This is a genomic window from Massilia agrisoli (genome assembly GCF_020831365.1).
Taxonomy (GTDB): Bacteria; Pseudomonadota; Gammaproteobacteria; order Burkholderiales; family Burkholderiaceae_D; genus Telluria_A; species Telluria_A agrisoli.
The window spans coordinates 297,729-319,193 of the sequence record NZ_JAJHPV010000013.1 but is presented as its reverse complement, the minus strand read 5'-3'; the positions used below and the strand labels follow the sequence as shown (position 1 = coordinate 319,193).

Genomic DNA, 21,465 nt, shown 5'->3' with positions numbered 1-21,465 from the left:
GAAGGCGCATCCGCCGTTCTGCTATAAGAACATCTGCTGCAGGTCGTTCAGGAATCGCATTCCCAGCCCGGTCGGCTTGATCAGCTTGTGATCGCGGTAGATCAGCCCCTTCGCTTCGGCGGCATTGAGCTGCTTTTCAATCGCATTGATCCCCATCCCCGTCCGTTCCCCGAACAGGTTCGGTTCAAAACCGCCGGTCAGCCTGAGCGCGTTGAGCATGAACTCAAATCCCATATCCTCGCGCGCGATCTCGTATTCTTCCTGGACCGGGTTGCCCTTCAGCACAGCTTCCATGAACGACTTCGGCTGCTTGAAGCGCGCTTGCCGTAATACCCGGTGCGGGAACGAGATCTTCGAGTGCGCCCCTGCGCCGATACCCAGGTAGTCGCCAAACTCCCAGTAATTCAGGTTATGCCGCGCCTTGCGGCCTGGCTGCGCGTACGCGGACACCTCGTAGTGCTCGTACCCTGCGGCCGGCATCGCCTGCGCGATCATGTCCTGCATGTCGGCGCTGGCGTCATCGTCGGGCAGCACCGGCGGGTATTTGGCGAACACCGTGTTCGGCTCCATCGTCAGGTGGTACAGCGACAGGTGCGGCGGCGCGAACGACAGCGCCGTGTCGAGGTCCTGCCTGGCCTCGGCCAGCGTCTGCGTCGGCAGCGCGTACATCAGGTCGAGGTTGAAGTTGTCGAAATTGGCGTGCGCGATCTCGACCGCGCGGCGCGCTTCGCCGTCGTCATGGATGCGCCCCAGCGCCTTCAGGTGCTGGGCATTGAAGCTCTGGATGCCGATCGACAGCCGGTTGATGCCGCTCTCGCGGTACGACCTGAACTTTTCGGCCTCGAAGGTGCCGGGGTTGGCCTCCATCGTGATCTCGCAGTCGCCGTCGAGCGGCAGCAGCGAGCGCAGGTCCGACATCAGCCGGTCCAGCCCCTTGGCCGACATCAGGCTCGGCGTGCCGCCGCCGATGAAGATGGTGTAGATCTTGCGGCCCCAGATCAGCGGCAGCGACTGTTCGAGGTCGAGCCGGACAGCGGCCAGGTATTCTTCTTCCGGCAGCTCGCCCTTCGCCTCGTGCGAGTTGAAGTCGCAGTAAGGACACTTGCGCACGCACCACGGGTAGTGGATGTACAGCGACAGCGGCGGCAGCGCGGCCAGGTTCAGCGCGCCGGGCTGCAGGTACTGCAGCGCGCTGGCGGCCGGTGAGCGTGGCGCGGGCGGTGCATCGCCGCTGACGACTTTAATCGGGATCATTTCAGTTTCTCTACCAGTGCGCGCAAGGCCTGGCCGCGGTGCGACAAGGCGTTTTTCTCGGCCGGCGCCAGTTCGGCCGTGCACTTGCCCAGCGCCGGAATCCAGAAGTGCGGGTCGTAGCCAAAACCGCCATTGCCGCGCGCTTCGGCGACGATTTCGCCGGCCCACACGCCGTCGGCGATCACCGGCTGGGGATCGTCCGCGTGGCGCACGTAGACCAGCACGCAGTAATAGTAAGCGGACTTGTCGGCGTGCTGAGCCAGGTCGGCGATGAGCTTTTCGTTATTGCGGGCGTCCGACTTCGGCTCGCCGGCATAGCGCGCCGACCACACGCCGGGCGCACCGCCCAGCGCGTTGACGCAGACGCCGGAGTCGTCCGCCAGCGCCGGCAAGCCGGTCAGGCGCGACGCGTGGCGCGCTTTTTCAAGCGCGTTTTCGACGAAGGTGGCGTGCGGTTCCTCGGCTTCGGGGACGTTGAATTCGCCCTGCGCGTGCAGGGTGAAGCCGATCGGGCCGAGGATTTCGCTGAATTCTTTGAGTTTGCCCGCGTTATTGGACGCGAGGACGAGGCGTTGGGTCATGGGGATGGGTGAATATGGGGCGAAGGCGCTCATTTTAACTTGAACGCGCCCCACCCATCACTCGTCCTCGTCGTCTTCGAGCTTGTCGAAGCACGCCAGTGCCGCTTTGCTCAGGCCGTCGACCACGAAGGGATCGTCATGGACGAACCTGGTCGCATCGACCAGCATGCGCAGCTTGCTCACGCGGTCGCCGAGCGCCAGGGCCTGCGCCAGCGCGGGTGCGTCCTCCTGGCCGGCCTGTTCGATCGCACTGGTCACCGGCGCCGGGAATTCCCACAGCTCGGCGATCCGGGCCGACAGGATGCGCCCTTGCGCAAACAGCTCGTCGATGAATTCGTCCGACTGCGGCACTGCCTCTTCGGTGTACATCTGGTCGATCAGGCGGAACGCGACAACGATGCCGACGTTGGCCATCAGGCCGGCGAGGTAAGCCTCGAACGCATTCGCGCGCATCGATGGCGCCAGCAGGCTGGCCGCCTGCGCGCATTTTTCCGACTGGCGCCAGATCAGGGGCGCAGTGCGCTTGGCGAGCACGCCGTTCTGCATGCTGATGATCGGGCGGAAAGCGACGCGCGCGAGCAGCATGCGCATGCCGTTCTGCCCCAGCAGCATGATCGCGCCTTCGATCGTATCGATCGGCGGGCTGGCGTTGTAGCGGGGACGGTAGCAGGGCCGGTTGGCTTCGCGGTAGACCTCGGCCACCAGCACCACGTCCTGCGAGAGCTGGCGCGACAGCTCGGCCGCATTCATATCGTCGTCGCGCAGGGTGCGCATCAGTTGCGGGATAATCGCCGGCACCCGCGGCACCAGCGCGGCGCCGGCAACCGGCGACTGCGCCAGGCGCGTCAGCTCGTCGATGATCTGCTTTTCGACCTCGGCGCTGGCCTGCTGGGGTCCGGCCGCAGCAAGCCAGCGGTAGAACACCGCATCGACTTCCGCCCCGCTGGCCGGTTCGCCTGCGCTTCCGACCGGCGCCGCCTTTGCGGCGGGGGCTGGCGCTGCCTTCGCTTCGTCGCCGCCCAACAATTTACCTAACCAGCCCATGTCACACCTCTTTCCCTCGGGAAATTTTTTACGTCTTTGATTCTACACTCCCCTGCGCCGCGCTTAAACAGCTTTGTGGGGTTTTTCGCATGGCGGATGGCAAGCGTGCGCCGAAAACCGGCAGATCGGTGTTACATCGACAACATCGGCCAACACAAATTAACCACCATGAACAAGCAAGCGCCGGTAAGGGGTGCGGCCGAACTCGTCGCCCACTTGCCCCACTCCCATATTGAAGAGAATTTTATCTACCGCGGCATGTGCGACGCGTCGGCCGCCGCCGCGCTCGACGAGCACCACTTTGTCGTCGCCAACGACGAGCGCAACCAGCTCAAGGTCTACCGGCGCGGCAGCGCCGATCCGGTCGACATGGTCGACCTTGCGCCCTTCCTGGGCACGAAGCAGCACAAGGAGTCCGACCTTGAAGGCGCGGCTACGATAGGCAACAGGATCTACTGGATTTCTTCACATGGCCGCAACAGCAAGGGCGAAGAGCAGGAGCGGCGTTACCGTTTTTTTGCGACCGAGGCGCACAAGCGCAAGCCGTGGGTCGAGCCGGTCGGCAAGCCATACACGGGAATGCTCGATGACCTGATCGCCGCCGGGGAACTGAAACCGTACAAGCTGGCCGAGGCGGCGGCACGCAGTCCGAAATCGGATGGCGCTTTCAATATCGAGGGCTTATCGGCCACGCCTGAAGGCGACCTGTTGATCGGCATGCGCAATCCTGCGCCGCGCGGGAAGGCGCTGCTCGTCCACCTGCGCAACCCCGCCGAGGTGATTGAAGGGGCAAAGGCGCAGTTCGGGCAGGTGACGGAGCTGGACCTGGGCGGGCGGGCCATCCGCAGCATTGAACTGGTGGGACTGGCGTACATGATCGTGGCAGGGCCGACCGGCAAGGTGGGCGACTTTGCGTTGTACCGGTGGTCAGGCGACGCCGGTGAAGCACCCGTGGAGCTGGGCCACGTGGACTTTCGGGAGGCGCGGCCGGAAGCGCTGTTTGCGATTCCGGGGACGCATATGGTGCAGATACTCAGTGACGACGGCGGGGACCATTGCAAGGACATCCCGGAGGACGACCAGACGTTCCAGAGCGTGGTGGTCAGGCTCTAGGACGGCGGATGCGCGCTTGCGCGCTTATCCGCCGTTTTCTCAGACCAGCCCGAGCGATTTCTTTTGCAGCAGCACCAGGTCATTGATACCCGCGTGCGCCAGGTCGAGCAGGCGGTTCATGCCGTCACGGTCGAAGGCCGCGCCTTCGGCGGTGCCCTGCACTTCAATGAAGTGGCCCGCATCCGTCATCACCACGTTCATATCGGTGTCGCAGCCCGAGTCCTCAACATAGTCGAGGTCGAGCACCGGCATGCCCTTGTACACGCCGACCGAAATCGCGGCGACGAAATGCCTGACCGGCACCGCGCCGATGTCGCCGCGCGCCACCAGCTTCGAGAACGCGTCATAGGCCGCCACCATCGCGCCGGTAATCGATGCGGTACGCGTGCCGCCATCGGCCTGGATCACGTCGCAGTCGATGTTCAGGGTGCGCTCGCCGAACGCCTCCAGGTCGAACGCCGCGCGCAGCGAGCGGCCGATCAGGCGCTGGATTTCCTGCGTGCGGCCCGACTGCTTGCCGCGCGCCGCTTCACGGTCCATGCGCGTGTGGGTCGAACGCGGCAGCATGCCGTATTCCGCCGTCATCCAGCCCTGCCCTTTCCCCTTCAGGAAGCCGGGCACCTTGTCTTCGATGCTGGCGGTGCAGATCACCTTGGTGTCGCCGCATTCGATCAGCACCGAACCCTCGGCGTGCTTGGTGTACTCGCGCGTCAGGAGGATGTTGCGCAGCTGGTCGGTGGCGCGGCCGCTGGGGCGGGATTCAAATGTCATGTTGGGCCTTTACTTGAGTATTTGGGATGATTTTTCTATCGCGCCGCGAATCTCGGCAATCGCTTTTTCGATCTCGTCGTCGCTGAAGGCGTCCACTTCCTGCACCGCTTCCGGTTCGGGCATGGCCATGATCGTGGTGCTCACGGCGTTCTCGGGCAGCATCATAGTCGAGATCATGGAGTCGTCGGCGTCAAAACCTGGCCCGTCGGCCGAGCCTTGCCACATGATGGCCAGCGCAGTGGTGTTGTCGCTCCCCTTGCCGCCAATCTCGGTCGCCATCGCGATCATGTCCGGCACCGCGCGCACCACCGTCTGCGTCGACAGCCGGTGGGTGATTTCTTCATCGGGCAGCATCGACCACAAGCCGTCCGAGCACAGCATCACCACGTCGCCCGGCTGCAGGCTGGCCGGGCGCGAGACGTCGACCCGTGGCGCCGACGAGGCGCCGAGGCAGTTATACAGCTTGTTGCGGTCGGGATGGGTGGCGCGCTCGGACGGATCGGCCAGGCCCTTGGCGATCAGGTGCTCGACATGCGAGTGGTCGCGCGTGCGGCCGAGGATCTGGCCGCGGCGCAGCCAGTACAGGCGCGAGTCGCCGCAATGCGCCCAGATCGCGCTGTTATGCTGGATCAGGCAGGCGACCACCGTGGTGCGCGGCGTGTCGGGCAGGTTGTTGGCCGCGCTGTAGGCGTGGATCTCCTGGTGCGCGGCGACCAGCGCTTCTTCCAGGAAGCGCTCGGGCTTCCTGACGTAAGGCGTGGCGTGCTTCTGGAACAGCGCCGACATTATGCGCAGCGTGATCGACGATGCGACTTCGCCGTGCAAATGCCCGCCCATGCCGTCGGCCAGCACCAGCAGCAGCGCGTCGCGCGTGAAGCTGTAGCCCATGCGGTCCTGGTTGATCTTGCGCCCGCCGATCTGGCTTTCCTGGTACACCGAAAATTGCATGGCTTCTCCTTAGCCCTTGCCGGTCGATTTCTTGCGGCCGATGCCGCCGAGCCGCCCGACCAGTCCGCGCAATGCGTCGATCGGTCCCGATGGTTCCGCCGCTGCCGGCGCGGGCATCGGCGACTGCAGCTCCTTCTGGACGGCGAACACGCTCTGCGGCCTGGCCAGCGGATCGAGTTCAAGGCACCAGCGCACCAGGTTGACCAGCTGCGGCGAGAAGTCGGTCAGCTTGGCGAACTGGTTTTCCATCCTGTCTTCGGCGCGGCGCTGGTCGGCCGGCTGCGGCGGCGAGCCGGCCATGCAGGCGAAGATGCTGGCGCCGATGCTGTAAATATCCGACCACGGCCCCAGGGTCGCGGTCCTCGAATACAGGTCGGGCGGCGCGAAGCCGGGCGTGTACATCGGCGTCAGCTTGGGCACGTCCTTGTTGATCGTCTGGCGCGCGGCGCCGAAATCGAGCAGGATCGGCGTGCCGTCGGTACGCAGGTAGATATTGGCCGGCTTCATATCCAGGTGCAGCAGCTTGTTGGCGTGGACCTCGCGCAGGCCGCCGCACACCCCGGTAAATATCTGGCGGATCGACGCTTCGCCCAGCCTGCTGCCGCGCGCGTTCAGGCGCGCGATGTGCTCCTGCAGCGACTGCCCCGACTCGTAGCCCATCACCATATAGACAGTCTCGTTGGCCCTGAAAAAATTCAAGACCCGCACCACGTTGGGGTGGGAGATCAGCGCCAGCGCGCGGCCTTCTTCGAAAAAGCACTTGAGGCCGATGCGGAAGACAGGCAGGTTGGGAGGGGAAATGACAGGGACCAGCTCGCCGGGCTGGCGTAAAGCAAGGGCGCTGGGGAGATATTCCTTGATGGCGACTGCACTGCCATCGGCGTCATACGCCAGGTAAACAATACTGAACCCGCCGGACGCAATTTTCTTTACAATGCGATATCCGGCAATTTCCATCCCTTCCGGCAAGGGTGCGTTATTTTGTGCAGCCATAGAGTTCCTTGCTTAACACGGCGATTGTGTGGATAAATCACTGCTTTGTAAAGAAAAGATAAAAAACGGGGACTCCATTGAGCATTTCAAGCATGACAGGATACGCGGTCGCTACCAGTGAATGCGCCGCAGGCACGCTGACGATCGAAATCAAGAGCGTCAACTCGCGCTTCCTTGACCTTCAATTCCGCATCAACGACGAACTGCGCGCCCTCGAGCCTGACCTGCGCGCCGCGATCATGGGCGCCATCACCCGCGGCAAGGTCGAAGCGCGCCTGTCGTTCGGCCGCAAGGTCGCGGGCGGCTCGCAAGTGCTCAACGCCTCGCTGCTGGCGGACCTGGCGCGGCTGCAATCGGAAGTGGGCCAGCACTTTGCGTCGGCCCCGCAGATGACGGTGGCCGAACTGCTGCGCTGGCCGGGCGTCATCGAAGAAGCCCAGGTTGGACAGGAATCGCTGCAGGCGGACGTCGCCGCGCTCACGACCAGGACGGTCGCCGCCTTCGTCGACAGCCGCCGCCGCGAAGGCGCCGCGCTGGAAGCGATGCTGGTGTCGCGCATCGACGCCATGGATGCCATCGTCAAGCGCATCACTCCCCTGATTCCGCAAGTGATCTCGCAGTTCCAGCAGAAAGCAGTCGAGCGCATGCAAGATGCGCTGGGCATGGCGGGCCATGGCAACCCCTCGACCCTGACGCGCCAGGAAGTGTTCGAGCGCATCCGCCAGGAAGTGACCTTATACGGCATCCGTATTGACGTGTCCGAAGAACTGTCACGCCTGTCGGCCCACCTGACCGAGACCCGACACATCCTGAAAAAAGGCGGCCAGGTCGGCAAGCGCCTTGACTTCATGATGCAGGAGCTGAACCGCGAAGCCAATACCCTGGGCGCGAAAGCGTCGGTGAAGGAACTGGCCGATGCGTCGATGGAGCTGAAGCTGCTGATCGAGCAGATGCGCGAGCAGGTGCAGAACCTCGAATAAGGGGTCGTTCCCGCGAACGCGGGAACCTACAGATCAGCGGCCAAGATGCGCGGTATGGCTTACAGCGGGGCCGCCGAGGCTTACGGGGAATGACGGAATCGCTCAACATTTGACCAGCGGCAAAAAGATCATCGTAGCAATCCGGCGGAAACGGTATACTAGGCATTAACCCCTGGAATACTCAAAGGATCCCCCATGCAAGCTTCCCCCGGCTTCTCCGGCAGCCTGTTCGTGGTCGCAGCGCCTTCCGGCGCCGGCAAATCCACCCTGGTCAATGCGCTGCTGGCGCAGGAGCCAGGCATCAAGCTGTCGATCTCGACCACGACCCGCCCGCCCCGCCCGGGCGAAGTGGATGGCCGCGAGTACCATTTCACCACCGCCGACGACTTCATCGAGCGCACCGCGCGCGACGAGTTCCTCGAATGGGCTGAAGTGCATGGCAACTACTACGGCACCTCGCGCCTGATGGTCGAAAAGGATATGAAAGCGGGCACCGACATCCTGCTGGAAATCGACTGGCAGGGCGCGCGCCAGGTGCGCAAGCAGTTCCCGGACGCGGCCGGCATCTTCATCTTGCCGCCGTCGATCGCCGCCCTCGAGGAGCGCCTGCACAAGCGCGGCACCGACGAACCGCACATCATCACCCGCCGTTTGCTGGCGGCCGGGGGCGAGATCGCTCACGCTCCCGAGTTCGAGTATGTTATTATCAATGAAGAGTTCAACGTCGCCCTGGCAGAGATAAGCGCGATCGTCAAAGCCACCCGCAGCCGATTTGCCCAGCAAGCGGCCCGCAACGCCTCGCTGTTTGCCCAACTGGGCATCCACGCGCAGCAAGCGTGACACGGCAAGCACACCCCCGTACAGACCGAATCACAGGAGTTATCATGGCCCGCATTACTATTGAAGATTGCTTGAAAAATATCCCTAACCGCTTCCAGCTGACCCTGGCCGCGACCTATCGCGCTCGTCAGTTGTTGCAAGGCCACACTCCGAAGGTCGATGCCAAGGACAAGCCAACCGTCGTCGCGCTGCGTGAAATCGCTGCCGGCAAAGTCGGCCTGGAAATGCTGAAGAAGGTCCCAATGTAAGTCGCTGGGCGTGCCTGGACATCGTCAACCGCCATCCTGTTATCCACTCATCATTTTCGCGGCTGATTGAACTTGCGTATGAGCCTGACTACACCGGATTCGACACAAACCAGTACGCCCACTACCCGGGCTTCACGCCCGGGGTCCAAGCAGCATGAACCTGCAGCGCCAGCCCCCGCGCCCGGCGTTGCATCGGTTTCCCAGCTGTCGGCCAAACTGGCCGAATACCTCAGCCCCTCCGAACTGAAGAAGGTCAAGGAAGCTTATCGTTTTTCCGACGAGATGCACCTCGGCCAGGTCCGCAAGTCGGGCGAACCCTACATCTCCCATCCGATCGCCGTCGCTGAAATCTGCGCCGACTGGAAGCTCGACGTCCAGGCCATCATGGCCGCGCTGCTGCACGACGTGATGGAAGACCAGGACGTCAAGAAGGACGAACTGATCGAGCGCTTCGGCGCACCGGTCGCCTCGCTGGTCGACGGCCTGTCGAAGCTTGAAAAAATCGAATTCCAGAGCCTGATCGAGGCGCAGGCGGAAAACTTCCGCAAGATGCTGCTGGCGATGGCGTCGGACGTGCGCGTCATCCTGATCAAGCTGGCCGACCGCCTGCACAACATGCGCACGCTCGAGCACATGACCGCGGCCAAGAAGCGCCGCATCGCCGCCGAGACCATGGAAGTGTATGTGCCGATCGCCCACCGCCTCGGCCTGAACAACATCTACCGCGAGCTGCAGGACCTGGCGTTCTCGCACCTGTACCCGCTGCGCTATCGCACCCTCGCGAAAGCGGTCAAGGCGGCGCGCGGCAACCGCCGCGAAGTGGTCAAGAAGATCCTCGAATCGGTCAAGAACACGCTGGCCGGCGCGGGCATCCAGGCCGAAGTCTACGGCCGCGAAAAGACCCTGTACGGCATCTACAAAAAAATGCGCAACAAGCACCTGTCGTTCTCGCAGGTGCTGGACGTGTACGGCTTCCGCGTGGTGGTCGACAATTTCGCCAACTGTTATGTGGCGCTGGGCACGCTGCACGGCCTGTACAAGCCGATGCCGGGCAAGTTCAAGGACTACATCGCGATCCGCAAACTGAATGGCTACCAGTCGCTGCACACCACCCTGATCGGCCCTTACGGCACCCCGGTCGAGTTCCAGATCCGCACCCAGGAAATGCACCGCACCGCCGAATCGGGCGTGGCGGCGCACTGGCTGTACAAGACCGGCGACTCGAACATGTCGGACCTGCAGCAGAAGACCCACGCCTGGCTGCAGTCGCTGCTCGACATCCAGCAGCAGACCGGCGACTCGGCCGAGTTCCTGGAACACGTCAAGGTCGACCTGTTCCCTGACTCGGTGTACGTGTTCACGCCGAAGTCGAAGATCATCGCGCTGCCGCGCGGCGCCACCGCGCTCGATTTCGCCTATACCATCCACACCGGCATCGGCGATCACACGGTCTCGGTCAAGATCAATAACGAGCCCGCGGCCCTGCGCACCGAACTGCGCAACGGCGACATCGTCGAAATCGAGACCGACCCGGATTCGCAGCCTAGCCCGACCTGGCTGGCGTTCGTCCGCACCGGCAAGGCGCGCTCCGCGATCCGCCACCACCTGCGCACGATTAACCTGACCGAGTCGGTGGAACTGGGCCAGGAGCTGCTGGCGCAGGCGCTGACGCAACTGAATATCAACCCAGACCTGCCCGACCCGACCATCGAGAAGCTGCTCAACGAGTCGTCGGCCAAGTCGATGGAAGAACTGTATGCCGACATCGGCATCGGCAAGCGCGTCGCCGCGCTGGTGGCGCGCCACATCTTTGGCCTGATCGATGAATTTACCGGCATGCAGCCGGCCTCCAGCGCCGGCGCTTCGGAACTGGAGCCGGTAACGATCTACGGCAGCGAAGGCGTGTCGGTCCAGCTGGCCGCGTGCTGCCTGCCCATCCCGGGTGACCAGGTCATGGGCCAGCTGCGCCGCGACCAGGGGCTGGTGGTGCACACCACCGACTGCGTGCCGGCCAAGCGCCTGCGCGCCAAGGAACCGGACCGCTGGATTCCAGTCCAGTGGGGCACCGAACTGAACCGCCGCTTCGATTGCCGCATCCGCCTGTTGATCAACAACGAAAAAGGCATCCTGGCGCGCGTGGCGGCCGAAATCGGCGAGTCCGATGCGAACATCACTTACGTGGGGATGGACGAGGACGACGAACACGTGATGACGCAGCTGCGCTTCACGATCCAGGTAAAGGACCGCGTCCACCTGGCCCACCTGATCCGCAACCTGCGCCGCGTTACCGGCGTCAACCGGGTCGAACGCGAGCGGCCGTAAGCCGCCCTGCTTCGCTTTACCTCAGCGCGAGGATACGGTCGAAGGCGTCGCAGGCGCCTGCGCAAGCCTCGGCCACCTCTTGTTCGGTGCGCACGTTCTCTTTCAACGCCAGCATGAAGCTGCGCCAGCGCGGGCCTGGCCCGGCGTCGTCGCCGCGCAGGTAGGCCAGCGGATGCGGCGCCAGCCGCGCTGACAGGCGCTGGTACAGCACCGCACCGCCCAGCTGCGAACCTTCGGCCACATAGGCGACGCCCCAGCGGTAGGCGGGGCTGGCGTCGGCAGGCCATGGCGCTTGTTCGGGCGGCGTGGGGGCGTGCCCGCGCGGGACCGACGGGTCCTGCAGGTCGGCGTCGATCAGCGGCACGCGCCGCAGCGGCGCCATCGCGTCGCGCGGGCCGGCTCCGCTTGCGAGCCAGTCCTCGATCGGCGCAAGCCAGGTGCGCAACATGCGCAAGTGGCTCGCGTAATCGTCCAGGCCTGGCGACTCTCCGGCCAGCGGAAGGCCGCTATCGAGCAGCGTATGGCGGTCGGCAGTAGCGGCGCGCAGCGCGGCCAAAGCGCCGGCCTGCCGGGTGATCGTATCGTTCATGGTTCAGGAATAGTGGATTGTCGGGGGCCCGGCTATACGGTCACCTTGTGGTGCATGCGCCGCAATCCCAGCCATACGACGGCGACCATTAGCGGCATCAGCGCGCCGGTCGCGATATCGGGATTGACCGGCCAGCCTGCCGCCTTCATCGCCTTTCCCGCATAGCTGAGCAAGCCGACTGAATAGTACGAGATTGCCACGACCGACAACCCTTCGACCGCCTGCTGCAGTCGCAACTGCTGCGCCGCGCGGGTGTTCAGCGATTCGAGGATCCGGCGGTTTTGCTGCTCCTGCACGATGCCCACGCGGGTGCGCAGCAGGTCGTTGGTGCGGGCAATCCGCTCGGCCAGCGCTTCCTGGCGGCGCACGGTGGCCTCGCAGGTATTCATCGCAGGGGCCAGGCGCCGGTCCATGAATTCGCGGATGGTCGGAACTCCCTCGATACGGCTTTCGGCCAGTTCGTCGATGCGCGCTTGCACCAGCCTGTAGTAAGCCTTCGATGCTGCGAAGCGGTAGCTGTTCTCGAGCGCCAGCTTTTCCATGCGTGCGGCCAGCCCCGTGATCATTTGCAGCAGCCCGCGCTCATCGTTTGGCTCGCCACCGGCCATGGCGTCGATCGAGTCGGTCATGCCGGACGCCAGCCGGACCAGTTCGGCCTCGATCGCGTTCAGTACAGGCGCTGCCTGCTGCGCATGCGGCAGCCCAAGCATGGCCATCATGCGGTAGGTCTCTACCTCCAGTACGCGCTGCACCAGGCGGCCGGCTTGCTGGTACTGCATGCCCATATCCTGGATCACCACCCGCCCGAAGCCATCCGGCGCGATCGCAAAGTCGGTCCACACGCGCGCCCGGCCCTGGCTATCGCTGCCGGCGAGCAGGTTGCCGCCGAAAGCCGCGCGCATGTCGGCAAGGCTGGCGCCATCGGGCAGTAGCGATACATGGGTCGCGACCATCAGGCGCCCGCCCAGCAGCTGCAGCCACTTTTGCGGCACGTGGCGCAGCGGCACCTGCGCGAACGCCTGCGCCAGCGGCGGCGCCTGGTCCCGGCTCTCGGCGAAGGTGTAGGTCGCGAACTCGGTGTGCGCCTCCCATTGCAGCCGGAAGCTGCCGAAATCGTGGAAAAAATAGCGCGCCCCGGCGGCCGGCCCGGCCATCCCGAATTCCTGGCACAGCGAGACGAGCAGCGCGTGGTGTTCGCCGCCGTCCTCGATACCGGCGCGGCCACTGTCGCGCAGGTACACGGCAAGATGGGTCAGGGTCTCGGGTCCGGACAGCCGCAGCGATGGGCGGGAATGGACTTCCGCTGCAAGCGGAGTACGCAGCGCATGGTTGAGGTTCGGATAAGCGATCGGCATCGACAGGTCAGGTAGTTTCAAATCAGTCCTCGATCGGGCGCGGGTATTCGACCGCCAGGATTTCGAGTTCATCCGCGCCGAGCGGCGTTTGCAGCGTGATGGTGTCGCCTTCGCGCGCCTTGGTCAGCGCGCGCGCAACCGGCGAGACCCAGCTGATCTTGCCGTTCAGCGGATCAAGTTCGTCGATACCGACAATGGTGACCTTATGCTCTTCGCCAGCCCCGTTCAGGTAGGTGACGGTGGCGCCGAAGAACACCTGGTCGTTCCCGTAATGGACGCTGGGGTCGACCACGGCGGCCGAATCCATGCGCTTGGTCAGGAAGCGGATGCGGCGGTCGATTTCGCGCAGGCGCTTTTTGCCGTAGATGTAGTCGCCGTTTTCCGAGCGGTCGCCGTTCGACGCGGCCCAGTGGACCACGCGCACGACTTCCGGCCGGTCGACGTCGATCAGCTGCAGCAGTTCGTCCTTGATGCGCTGGTAGCCGGCCGGCGTGATGTAGTTCTTCGCACCGGCGGGGATGGCCTGCGCAAGGGCGAGCGCTTCCTCATCGTCGTCGTTGTCAGTCTCTTTTACAAATGCTTTGTTCATCAGCCTATTGTAACGGCCCGGCCACCTTTATGCGTTGGCCAGCCGCGCGGCCTGCGCAGGTTCGCGCGCCCCGACCTTCGCCATCGCTGGCGCCCGGCGGCCGGGCGCGCTGGCGACCAGCCGGAACGAATCAACCAGCTCGGCCAGTTTCACCGATTGCTCCTGCATCCGCGCCGCTGCCGCAGCTGCTTCCTCCACCACATGGCCATTTTGCTGGGTAATTTCGTCCATCTGGGTAATCGCGTGGTTGACCTGTTCGATGCCAGCGCTCTGTTCCTTGCTGGCGACGGTGATGTCGTTCATGTAGCCGGCCACTTGCTGTACCGAGGTAACAATCGCCGACATCGTCCTGCCGGCCGCGTCGACCAGGGTGCTGCCGGTTTCAACCTGCTCGACCGAGTCAGTAATCAGGGTTTTGATTTCCTTGGCGGCGGCCGCGGATCGCTGGGCCAGATTGCGCACTTCGCTCGCCACCACGGCGAAGCCGCGACCCTGCTCGCCGGCGCGCGCAGCCTCGACGGCGGCGTTCAGCGCAAGGATATTGGTCTGGAAAGCGATGCCGTCGATGACGCTGATAATGTCGACGATTTTGCGGGAGCTGTCGCGGATCGATCCCATCGTGCCAACCACCTGGCTGACCGCCTCGCCGCCCTCGACAGCCGTGTCCGACGCCGCTGCCACCAGGCGGTTCGCCTCTGCCGCGTTTTCGGCATTCTGCCGGACGGTGCCGGTCAGCTGCGTCATCGAGGATGCGGTTTCTTCCAGCGAGCCGGCCTGTGCTTCGGTGCGTGCGGACAAGTCGGCATTGCCGCTGGCAATCTCGCGCGCCCCGCGCCCGACCACATCGGTGACCTCCTTGATCTGGCCCACCAGCAACTTGACATTGGTCTGCAGCACCCGCAGCGCCTGCAGCACACTGGCCAGTTCGTCATTGCCGCTCACCTCGATTTTCCCGGACAAGTCGCCCGCGCTCATGCGCTCAATATCGCGCTTGGCACGGGCCAGTGGCGCAACGGTAACGCGATGGAGCAAGGCGCCGCTGGCAAGGCAGCCAGCCAGGCCAAGGACCGACAGGCCAACTGCCAGGCTGTGCGTGCTGGCGCCGGCATCGATAGCGAGCATCAACTGGATGAGGAAGAGCAGCGACAGCGCGCCGGTAGTCGCAACGATCTTGCCGCGGATTGAAATGCCGCTCCAGAAATCGATGCGGCGCAGGACAGTACGTTGCACAACCGAGCCCTCGGCAATCTCGATGCTGCGGCTGCCGTTCCGGACCGCGCGGTAGGCCTCTTCTGCCGCAGCCACCTGAGCCCGGCTTGGCTTGACACGCACCGAGGTATACCCGACCATCTTGCCGTTTTCAATCAGCGGCGCAGCGTTAGCCTCGACCCAGTAGAAGTCACCGTTCTTGCAGCGGTTCTTTACCAGCCCGGTCCATGCCTTCCCGCTACGGATGGTCCGCCAGAAATCCGCGAACGCCTCGGCTGGCATATCCGGATGGCGCACGATATTCTGCGGCGCGCCGATCAGCTCGTGTTCGGAGAAACCACTGATGCTAATAAAATCGGCGTTAACGTAAGTTATGTTTCCCTGCAGGTCGGTTTTAGAAACGACTGTCTGGGTATCCTCGAGAATATATTCGACGTTGGTGACGGGCAGATTGGTGCGCATAGATATCCTGCAAAATAGTAATTAACAATCAGTAAAAATTGGCGAGCGCATGGTAGCACCAAACCTCCGCCGAAAAAACGTAAGCCTCGGATTATTAAGGGATTGTCCGCATAAAAGCGACACTGGCCGGTCAAAAACGTTTAGCTTTATTTATCATCTGTATATATTGCCGACCAATCTAATAAGCGCCATTTATAACCATATAAACGCGCTTGATCGGCAGATTTAACAATCTTAAGCAAGGCCATGAACCCAGCCTTTGACGTATCATTCACCGGTCCTCTCAACCTGCCAAGCCGATGAGCCAGAATCCCAGCACCCTCGCCGATGCGCTGCAAAGTTTCGCGGCAAATACCCCGGGTCTCGTCTACCAGTTCGCGCTGCATCCCGGCGGCAGCGTGTCGTTCCCCTACCTGAGCGACGGCTGCGCGGCCCTGCTTGGCGTGCACGCCGGCGAGCTGCAGGAGATGCCGGAACGCTTCCTCCAGCTGATCCTGCCGCAGGACCGCAAAGGCTACATCGATTCGATGAATGCCTCGGCCAGCGGGCTGTCGGTGTGGAACTGGGAGGGCCGGATCTTCATCGACGCGTGGAACGACGAGAAGTGGGTCAACCTGCGCGCCACCCCGCACGTGCTGGCCGAAGAACCTGGCACCGTGCAGTGGGACGGCATCATGAGCAACATCACGGCCAGCAAGCTGGAACAGGAGCAGACGGCGCTGTCGCGCGCCCGCCTGGCCGAGCTGACCGCCCACATCGAGCAGGTGAAAGAAGAGGAACGCACCCGCATCGCGCGCGAGATCCACGATGACCTGGGCGGCAACCTCACCGCCATCAAGATGGCGCTGGCCATGCTGGCCAAGCGCCTGCCGCCCGGCCAGCCCGAGCTTGCCGACAAGGCCGCCTACGTCGACTCGCTGGTCGACCGCACCATCGACGCCATCCACCGCATTGCCCTCGACCTGCGCCCGTCGATACTCGACTTTGGCATTGTTGCCGCGCTCGAATGGCAGGTCGGCGAATTCGAAAAGCAGATGGGCATCCGCTGCACCTTCAGCTGCGACGACAAGGACATCGAGCTGGCTAGCGACCATGCCGCGGCCTTGTTCCGTATCTTCCAGGAAGCGCTGACCAATATCGCCAAGCATGCGCGCGCCAGCACGGTGACGGTCAGCCTGCAGCGCCGCCGCCATGAGGTGGTGCTGGCCATCGCCGACAACGGCGTCGGCATCGCGCCCGCCGACCGCCTGAAGCCGCAATCGTTCGGCCTGCGTGGCATGAATGAGCGCGCCAAGGCGCTTGGCGGCACGATGGCCTTGTCGCAGGCGCGCGGAGGTGGCACGATAGTAACTATTAAGACCAAAGAACGCCAGCCACACGCTAAATGAGCCAAAAAGCAACTATCCGGGTATTCATCGCCGACGACCATGCCATTGTCCGCGAAGGCCTCAAGCAGATCCTGGCCGACTCGCCTGACATCATCGTCGCCGGGGAATCGGAGAACGGGCTCGACGCCATCAAACTGTTCCGTAAATCCAAGTGCCATGTGATGCTTCTCGACATCTCCATGCCGGACAAGAGCGGCATCGATGTGCTCAAGCAGGTCAAGAAGGAACACCCCGAGATGGCGGTGCTGATGCTGTCCATGCACCGCGAGGACCAGTACGCGATCCGCTCGCTGAAGGCCGGCGCGGCGGGCTACCTGACCAAGCAAAGCGCGCCGAAGGAACTGGTGACCGCGATCCGCCAGGTCGCCTCGGGCCAGAAATACGTCAGCGCGGCGCTGGCGCAGGAACTTGCCGCCCAGGTCGGCGAAGACCACGCCACCGCCTTGCACGACACCTTGTCGGACCGCGAGTACCAGACCTTGACGATGATTGCATCGGGTAAGACGGTCAGCGCGATCGCCGAGGAACTGTCGCTGTCGGTCAAGACCATCAGCGAATACCGCGCGCGCCTGCTGGTAAAAATGAAACTGAAGAACAGTGCCGAACTCACCCACTACGCGATCAAGAACCAGTTGATCGAATAGTTTTCCAGGCGCATATATTAATGCCGAGAAGTAAGGGTGTTTACCCGTCTTTATCGGCGCGATGACAAGTTGGAAACGGGATTATCATTCCTATCATCCAACCGACCCTGCATCGCATCTTCATGTCCACGCCTCCAGTCCAGAATCCCGCCGATATTGCCCGCGAGGCTTTCCGCCGTCTCGCGACGCGCCGCATTGCCCCGACGCCGGAGGCTTACCGCGAAATTTACAACGACATCGCCGGCATTATCGAGCCGAAAACATCAGGCGGCGCGGGCGCCGAAACGGCGCTGGCCGAGTTCACGGCCAGGCTGAGCGACACCCAGGGCGAGGTCGGCGAAGCCGGCCGCAGGCTCGACCGCACCCTGAAGGCGCGCGACTGGGACGGCTTTGCCCGCGGCCTGACGCAGCTGCTGGACAAGCAGCTGAAAAAGCCGGGCCCATTCGAGCTGGCCGTGCTGGCCGACGAGCCCGAGGCGCGGCTGCTGCGCGACCTGCTCAGCCGCACGCTGGTGTTTGCGGTGGCGTCGCTGCTGGCCGGCTCCCCCAACCTGGTTTCCGAGGCCGAATCGCTGGGCGCGGCGGTCAAGACGGCCCACAACGAAGCGGCGCTGAACGAGATCGCGCTGCGCCTGAAACAGCTGTGCTACCAGATCGAAATCCGCAGCGGCGACGTGGCCGAGCAGCAGGAACTCCTGCTGCGCCTGTTCCGCCTGCTGCTCGAAAATGTCACCGAACTGCTGGACGAGGACAGCTGGCTGCGCGGCCAGGTGGAGATGGTGCAGGCGCTGATTTCCGGCCCGCTGGACCAGCGCGCGCTGGAAGACGCGATGCGCAGCATGAAGGAAGTCATTTACAAGCAGGGCCAGCTCAAGCACAGCCTGTCGGACGTCAAGCTGACGGTCAAGAACATGATGATGACCTTCATCGACCGCCTTGGCTCGGTCGCCGCCACCACCGGCGACTTCCATGAAAAGATCGGCGGCTACTCCGAACAGATCAGCCAGGCGACGAATATCGCAGAACTCAACTCGGTGCTCGACAATGTGCTGCGCGAAACCCGCGCGGTACAGGCCGAGGCGCTGAAGTCACGCGACCGGATGGTGGCCGCGCGCCAGGAAATGAACTACGCCGAGCAGCGCATCCATGCACTGGAAGAACAGCTGCGCCACATGAGCGAGCTGGTGCGCGAAGACCAGCTGACGGGCAGCCTGAACCGCCGCGGCCTGGACGACGTGTTCGAGCGCGAAACCGCGCGCGCCGACCGCCGCGGCACCCCGCTGTGCGTCGCCGTGCTCGACCTGGATGATTTCAAGCGCCTGAACGATACCTACGGCCACATCGCGGGCGACGGCGCACTGAAGCATTTGGTGCAGATCGTCAAGAACACCCTGCGCTCGATGGATGTGATCGCACGTTTCGGCGGCGAGGAGTTCTTGATCCTGCTGCCGGAAACCACGGTGGAAGCGGCGGCGCAGACCATGACGCGGCTGCAGCGTGAGCTGACCCGCCATTTCTTCATGCATGAGAACGAGAAGATCCTGATCACGTTCTCGGCCGGCGTGGCGCTGCGGCTGCCGAATGAGGAACAGGAGGCGCTGATGAACCGTGCCGACCGGGCGATGTACGAGGCCAAGCAGGCGGGCAAGAACCGGGTGGTGGTGGCGGAATAGCGGCAGAACTTTGATATGAAAAGGACGGCGATGCCGTCCTTTTTTGGTTTACGCAATTCGGCGGAGGCGGCCCTTCGGGCCTTGTCCGCCCTACTTTTCCAGGTGAATCATGCGTGGCGCGCCCAGCGGTTCCAATTTGTTTTCATATTGTCTTTCATGGCCGATAACAAAGCTGGAATTTCTGCTGCCGCATCAGCCCTAAATTTAATTTATTTCACCCTAAAGTTTCCAATTTCGCTGTCGTCTAGCGGGGCGACTTGAGGAAATTTGAGGGCAAAAAAATGAAATAAATAGTGTTTTTCTCCATCAACTTTTTCAGGGAGCCACCGTTACCTGATTCAACTGCGGTGTGATCGCTTCAAAACACAGAAGCGCACCAAGGTGAACAGCGGCACGTCGCCCACCCCTGAATTACTAGTTGTACCAGTCTGGAGAAATACCATGGCATCGACCATCAACACCAACACCGCCTCCCTGAACTCGCAGCGTAACCTGAGCACCTCCCAGAGCTCGCTGGCTACCTCGCTGCAGCGCCTGTCTTCCGGCCTGCGCATCAACAGCGCTAAAGACGACGCAGCTGGCCTGGCAATTTCGGACCGCATGACCAGCCAGATCAACGGCCTGAACCAGGCAGCCCGTAACGCCAACGACGGCATCTCGCTGGCCCAGACGGCTGAAGGCGGCCTGGCGACGGCAACCGACCTGCTGCAGCGTATGCGTACCCTGTCGGTACAGGCAGCGAACGGCACCAACTCGGCATCGGACCGCGCTTCGGTTCAGCAGGAAGTCTCCCAGCTGCAACAGGAACTGAACCGCGTTGCTAACACCACCCAGTTCAACGGCCAGAACGTCCTCGACGGCACCCTCAACAACGCCCAGTTCCAGGTCGGCGCCAACGCCAACCAGACGATCAACTTCTCGATCGGCAGCGCCCAGGCTTCGGCAATCGGCAACAACACGCTGGCTAAAAACACCGGCGGCGTTATGGTCGATGCAACGGCCACCGCAACCATGGCAACCAGCGGCGCAACCGCTAACATGATGTCGGCAAACGGCGTCTCGGCCGGCACCCTCGACATCCAAGGCAATGGCGCTTCGACCTCGGTCACGATCTCCGATGGCGACTCGGGCAAGGTCATCGCTGATGCAGTCAACGCTGCTGCTGGCCTGACTGGCGTCACTGCCAGCGCGACCACCCAGGCCACGCTGAGCGGCTTCGTCGCCGGCGGCGTATCGCTGACCCTGCAGGGCGCGCCGAAAGCCGACGGCTCGGCAAACCCGATCACGGTTGGCGCCACGCTCTCGAACAGCAAAGATGTTGGCGCCTTGGCAAAAGCAATCAACGACCAGACTGGTTCGACCGGCATCACCGCTGTTGCCGACCTGTCGACCGGCGAGATCAAGCTGACCCAGGACAAGGGCTACGACATCGGCGTGCGTAACAACGATGCAACCACCAACAACGCGATCACCGTAACCGGCGCGGCCGCTACCGAAGGTGGTTCGGCGGTTGCCCAGACCCTGGCCGCTGATACCGAGCAGACCACGGTCGGCGCGAAAATCTCGTTCAGCTCGTCGACCGCCTTTACGGTAACCGGCGACTCGGCTGGCGTTCTGGATGACACCACCGTCAAGGGCAGCGCCCTGTCGTCGGTATCGTCGATCGACGTGACCGCCATGACCAACGGCATCCCAAGCGGCGCTAACGATGCACTGAAGGTGATCGATGCAGCCCTGGCCAACATCAGCAACGCTCGTGCGTCGCTGGGTGCGGTTCAGAACCGTTTCACCAACACCATCAGCAACCTGCAAGCAACGTCGGAAAACCTGAGCAGCGCACGTAGCCGCATCCAGGACACCGACTTCGCAGCGGAAACGGCCAACCTGACCCGCGGCCAGATCCTCCAGCAGGCAGGTACCGCGATGCTGGCGCAAGCTAACTCGCTGCCTAACGGCGTACTGTCCCTGCTGCGTGGTTAATCAGTAATCCCATCGTAGCTTGATGCACTCCCCGGTCGGTTTTCACCGTCCGGGGAATTTTTCGTTGAGGAGATCGCCATGCAAGTCCAGCCATTTGGCGGTATGACGCCAAAAACCGAACCCTACGACCGCCAGGCAGCGCCGGTCAGTGCGCCGGCGGCGCCGCCGGTGAAGTTTGAAACGCGCAATCCAGTTGCCGCTGTCGATGCCGAGCCAGCCCAGGCCGAAGTCGCCGACGCGCTCAAGACCATTAACAAGACCGTGCAGGCGATGTCGCCGAGCCTGGAATTTTCCATCGATGCCGACAGCAAGCGCACGGTCGTCAAAGTGGTCGATATGGACACCAAGGAAGTGATCCGCCAGATGCCGAGCGTGGAAGCGCTGGAAATCGCCAAGGCGCTTGACCGCCTGCAAGGCTTGCTGATAAGGCAAAAAGCCTGACAGATATGCCGAACACCCGAACTGGCAGGGAATATACCCTC

General features: G+C 63.2%; 20 protein-coding genes. 10 read left to right on the top strand and 10 right to left on the bottom strand.

The annotated features are described in order from the left end of the window. Window positions 1–21 precede the first annotated feature (21 nt). The 3 genes from hemW to LMJ30_RS10355 are packed head-to-tail and all read right to left on the bottom strand — an operon-like array spanning window position 22 to window position 2,879. Window positions 22–1,254 carry a radical SAM family heme chaperone HemW gene (gene hemW / locus LMJ30_RS10365; protein ID WP_229432270.1) on the bottom strand — a complete coding sequence of 411 codons (1,233 nt, stop codon included), beginning with the start codon at window positions 1,252–1,254 and terminating at the stop codon, window positions 22–24. Beyond that, on the bottom strand, window positions 1,251–1,835 hold the full coding sequence (gene rdgB, locus LMJ30_RS10360; protein WP_229432269.1) for an RdgB/HAM1 family non-canonical purine NTP pyrophosphatase: 585 nt from the start codon (window positions 1,833–1,835) through the stop codon (window positions 1,251–1,253). The genes hemW and rdgB overlap by 4 nt, the downstream gene beginning before the upstream one ends. 57 nt (window positions 1,836–1,892) lie before the next feature. Continuing rightward, window positions 1,893–2,879, bottom strand: a complete 987-nt coding sequence (locus tag LMJ30_RS10355) for an HDOD domain-containing protein (RefSeq protein WP_229432268.1) — start codon at window positions 2,877–2,879, stop codon at window positions 1,893–1,895. Window positions 2,880–3,047: 168 nt separating this feature from the next. Between LMJ30_RS10355 and LMJ30_RS10350 the strand changes: the two genes are divergently transcribed. Beyond that, on the top strand, window positions 3,048–3,992 hold the full coding sequence (locus LMJ30_RS10350; RefSeq protein WP_229432267.1) for a DUF3616 domain-containing protein: 945 nt from the start codon (window positions 3,048–3,050) through the stop codon (window positions 3,990–3,992). A 39-nt stretch (window positions 3,993–4,031) separates the two neighbouring features. Here the strand turns inward: LMJ30_RS10350 and rph are convergent, their stop codons facing one another. The 3 genes from rph to LMJ30_RS10335 are packed head-to-tail and all read right to left on the bottom strand — an operon-like array spanning window position 4,032 to window position 6,704. Then, the gene (rph, locus tag LMJ30_RS10345; RefSeq protein ID WP_229432266.1) at window positions 4,032–4,763 is read right to left on the bottom strand and encodes a ribonuclease PH; all 732 of its coding nucleotides are present in this window, start codon (window positions 4,761–4,763) and stop codon (window positions 4,032–4,034) included. A 9-nt stretch (window positions 4,764–4,772) separates the two neighbouring features. After that, window positions 4,773–5,711 (bottom strand): PP2C family protein-serine/threonine phosphatase, encoded by a 939-nt coding sequence (locus LMJ30_RS10340; protein WP_229432265.1) that lies wholly within the window; start codon window positions 5,709–5,711, stop codon window positions 4,773–4,775. A 9-nt stretch (window positions 5,712–5,720) separates the two neighbouring features. Further along, window positions 5,721–6,704, bottom strand: a complete 984-nt coding sequence (locus LMJ30_RS10335; protein ID WP_229432264.1) for a serine/threonine protein kinase — start codon at window positions 6,702–6,704, stop codon at window positions 5,721–5,723. A 92-nt stretch (window positions 6,705–6,796) separates the two neighbouring features. Between LMJ30_RS10335 and LMJ30_RS10330 the strand changes: the two genes are divergently transcribed. From LMJ30_RS10330 to LMJ30_RS10315, 4 genes are all read left to right on the top strand, one after another. After that, complete coding sequence (locus LMJ30_RS10330; protein WP_229432263.1) at window positions 6,797–7,684, top strand: YicC/YloC family endoribonuclease; 888 nt, start codon at window positions 6,797–6,799, stop codon at window positions 7,682–7,684. 195 nt (window positions 7,685–7,879) lie between these two features. Beyond that, window positions 7,880–8,524 carry a guanylate kinase gene (gmk, locus tag LMJ30_RS10325; RefSeq protein WP_229432262.1) on the top strand — a complete coding sequence of 215 codons (645 nt, stop codon included), beginning with the start codon at window positions 7,880–7,882 and terminating at the stop codon, window positions 8,522–8,524. Between the two features lie 44 nt (window positions 8,525–8,568). Continuing rightward, window positions 8,569–8,772: a DNA-directed RNA polymerase subunit omega gene (rpoZ, locus tag LMJ30_RS10320; RefSeq protein WP_223469484.1), complete on the top strand. Its 204-nt coding sequence runs from the start codon at window positions 8,569–8,571 to the stop codon at window positions 8,770–8,772. A 78-nt stretch (window positions 8,773–8,850) separates the two neighbouring features. Beyond that, window positions 8,851–11,094, top strand: a complete 2,244-nt coding sequence (locus LMJ30_RS10315) for a RelA/SpoT family protein (RefSeq protein WP_229432261.1) — start codon at window positions 8,851–8,853, stop codon at window positions 11,092–11,094. Between the two features lie 16 nt (window positions 11,095–11,110). On the opposite strand, the gene LMJ30_RS10310 is transcribed toward LMJ30_RS10315, so the two are convergent. From LMJ30_RS10310 to LMJ30_RS10295, 4 genes are read right to left on the bottom strand one after another with little or no spacing between them, the layout of a single operon-like run. Next, complete coding sequence (locus tag LMJ30_RS10310) at window positions 11,111–11,683, bottom strand: biliverdin-producing heme oxygenase (protein WP_229432260.1); 573 nt, start codon at window positions 11,681–11,683, stop codon at window positions 11,111–11,113. Between the two features lie 32 nt (window positions 11,684–11,715). Continuing rightward, complete coding sequence (locus LMJ30_RS10305; RefSeq protein WP_229432996.1) at window positions 11,716–13,038, bottom strand: DUF3422 family protein; 1,323 nt, start codon at window positions 13,036–13,038, stop codon at window positions 11,716–11,718. Window positions 13,039–13,060: 22 nt separating this feature from the next. Beyond that, on the bottom strand, window positions 13,061–13,627 hold the full coding sequence (greB, locus tag LMJ30_RS10300) for a transcription elongation factor GreB (protein ID WP_229432259.1): 567 nt from the start codon (window positions 13,625–13,627) through the stop codon (window positions 13,061–13,063). Between the two features lie 27 nt (window positions 13,628–13,654). Continuing rightward, window positions 13,655–15,298 carry a methyl-accepting chemotaxis protein gene (locus LMJ30_RS10295; RefSeq protein WP_229432258.1) on the bottom strand — a complete coding sequence of 548 codons (1,644 nt, stop codon included), beginning with the start codon at window positions 15,296–15,298 and terminating at the stop codon, window positions 13,655–13,657. A 299-nt stretch (window positions 15,299–15,597) separates the two neighbouring features. Here LMJ30_RS10295 and LMJ30_RS10290 point away from each other — a divergent pair, with 299 nt between their 5' ends. From LMJ30_RS10290 to LMJ30_RS10270, 5 genes are all read left to right on the top strand, one after another. Next, entirely contained in the window at window positions 15,598–16,686 is a 1,089-nt protein-coding gene (locus LMJ30_RS10290) for a sensor histidine kinase (RefSeq protein WP_229432257.1), read from the top strand. Continuing rightward, the gene (locus LMJ30_RS10285; RefSeq protein ID WP_229432256.1) at window positions 16,683–17,330 is read left to right on the top strand and encodes a response regulator; all 648 of its coding nucleotides are present in this window, start codon (window positions 16,683–16,685) and stop codon (window positions 17,328–17,330) included. Before LMJ30_RS10290 ends, LMJ30_RS10285 begins: the two co-directional genes overlap by 4 nt. Before the next feature lie 122 nt (window positions 17,331–17,452). Further along, window positions 17,453–19,003, top strand: coding sequence for a GGDEF domain-containing protein (locus LMJ30_RS10280; RefSeq protein ID WP_229432255.1), 1,551 nt, complete (start codon window positions 17,453–17,455; stop codon window positions 19,001–19,003). Between the two features lie 441 nt (window positions 19,004–19,444). Beyond that, entirely contained in the window at window positions 19,445–20,983 is a 1,539-nt protein-coding gene (locus LMJ30_RS10275; RefSeq protein ID WP_229432254.1) for a flagellin N-terminal helical domain-containing protein, read from the top strand. 78 nt (window positions 20,984–21,061) lie between these two features. Beyond that, window positions 21,062–21,424 (top strand): flagellar protein FlaG, encoded by a 363-nt coding sequence (locus LMJ30_RS10270; protein WP_229432253.1) that lies wholly within the window; start codon window positions 21,062–21,064, stop codon window positions 21,422–21,424. Window positions 21,425–21,465: the final 41 nt, after the last annotated feature.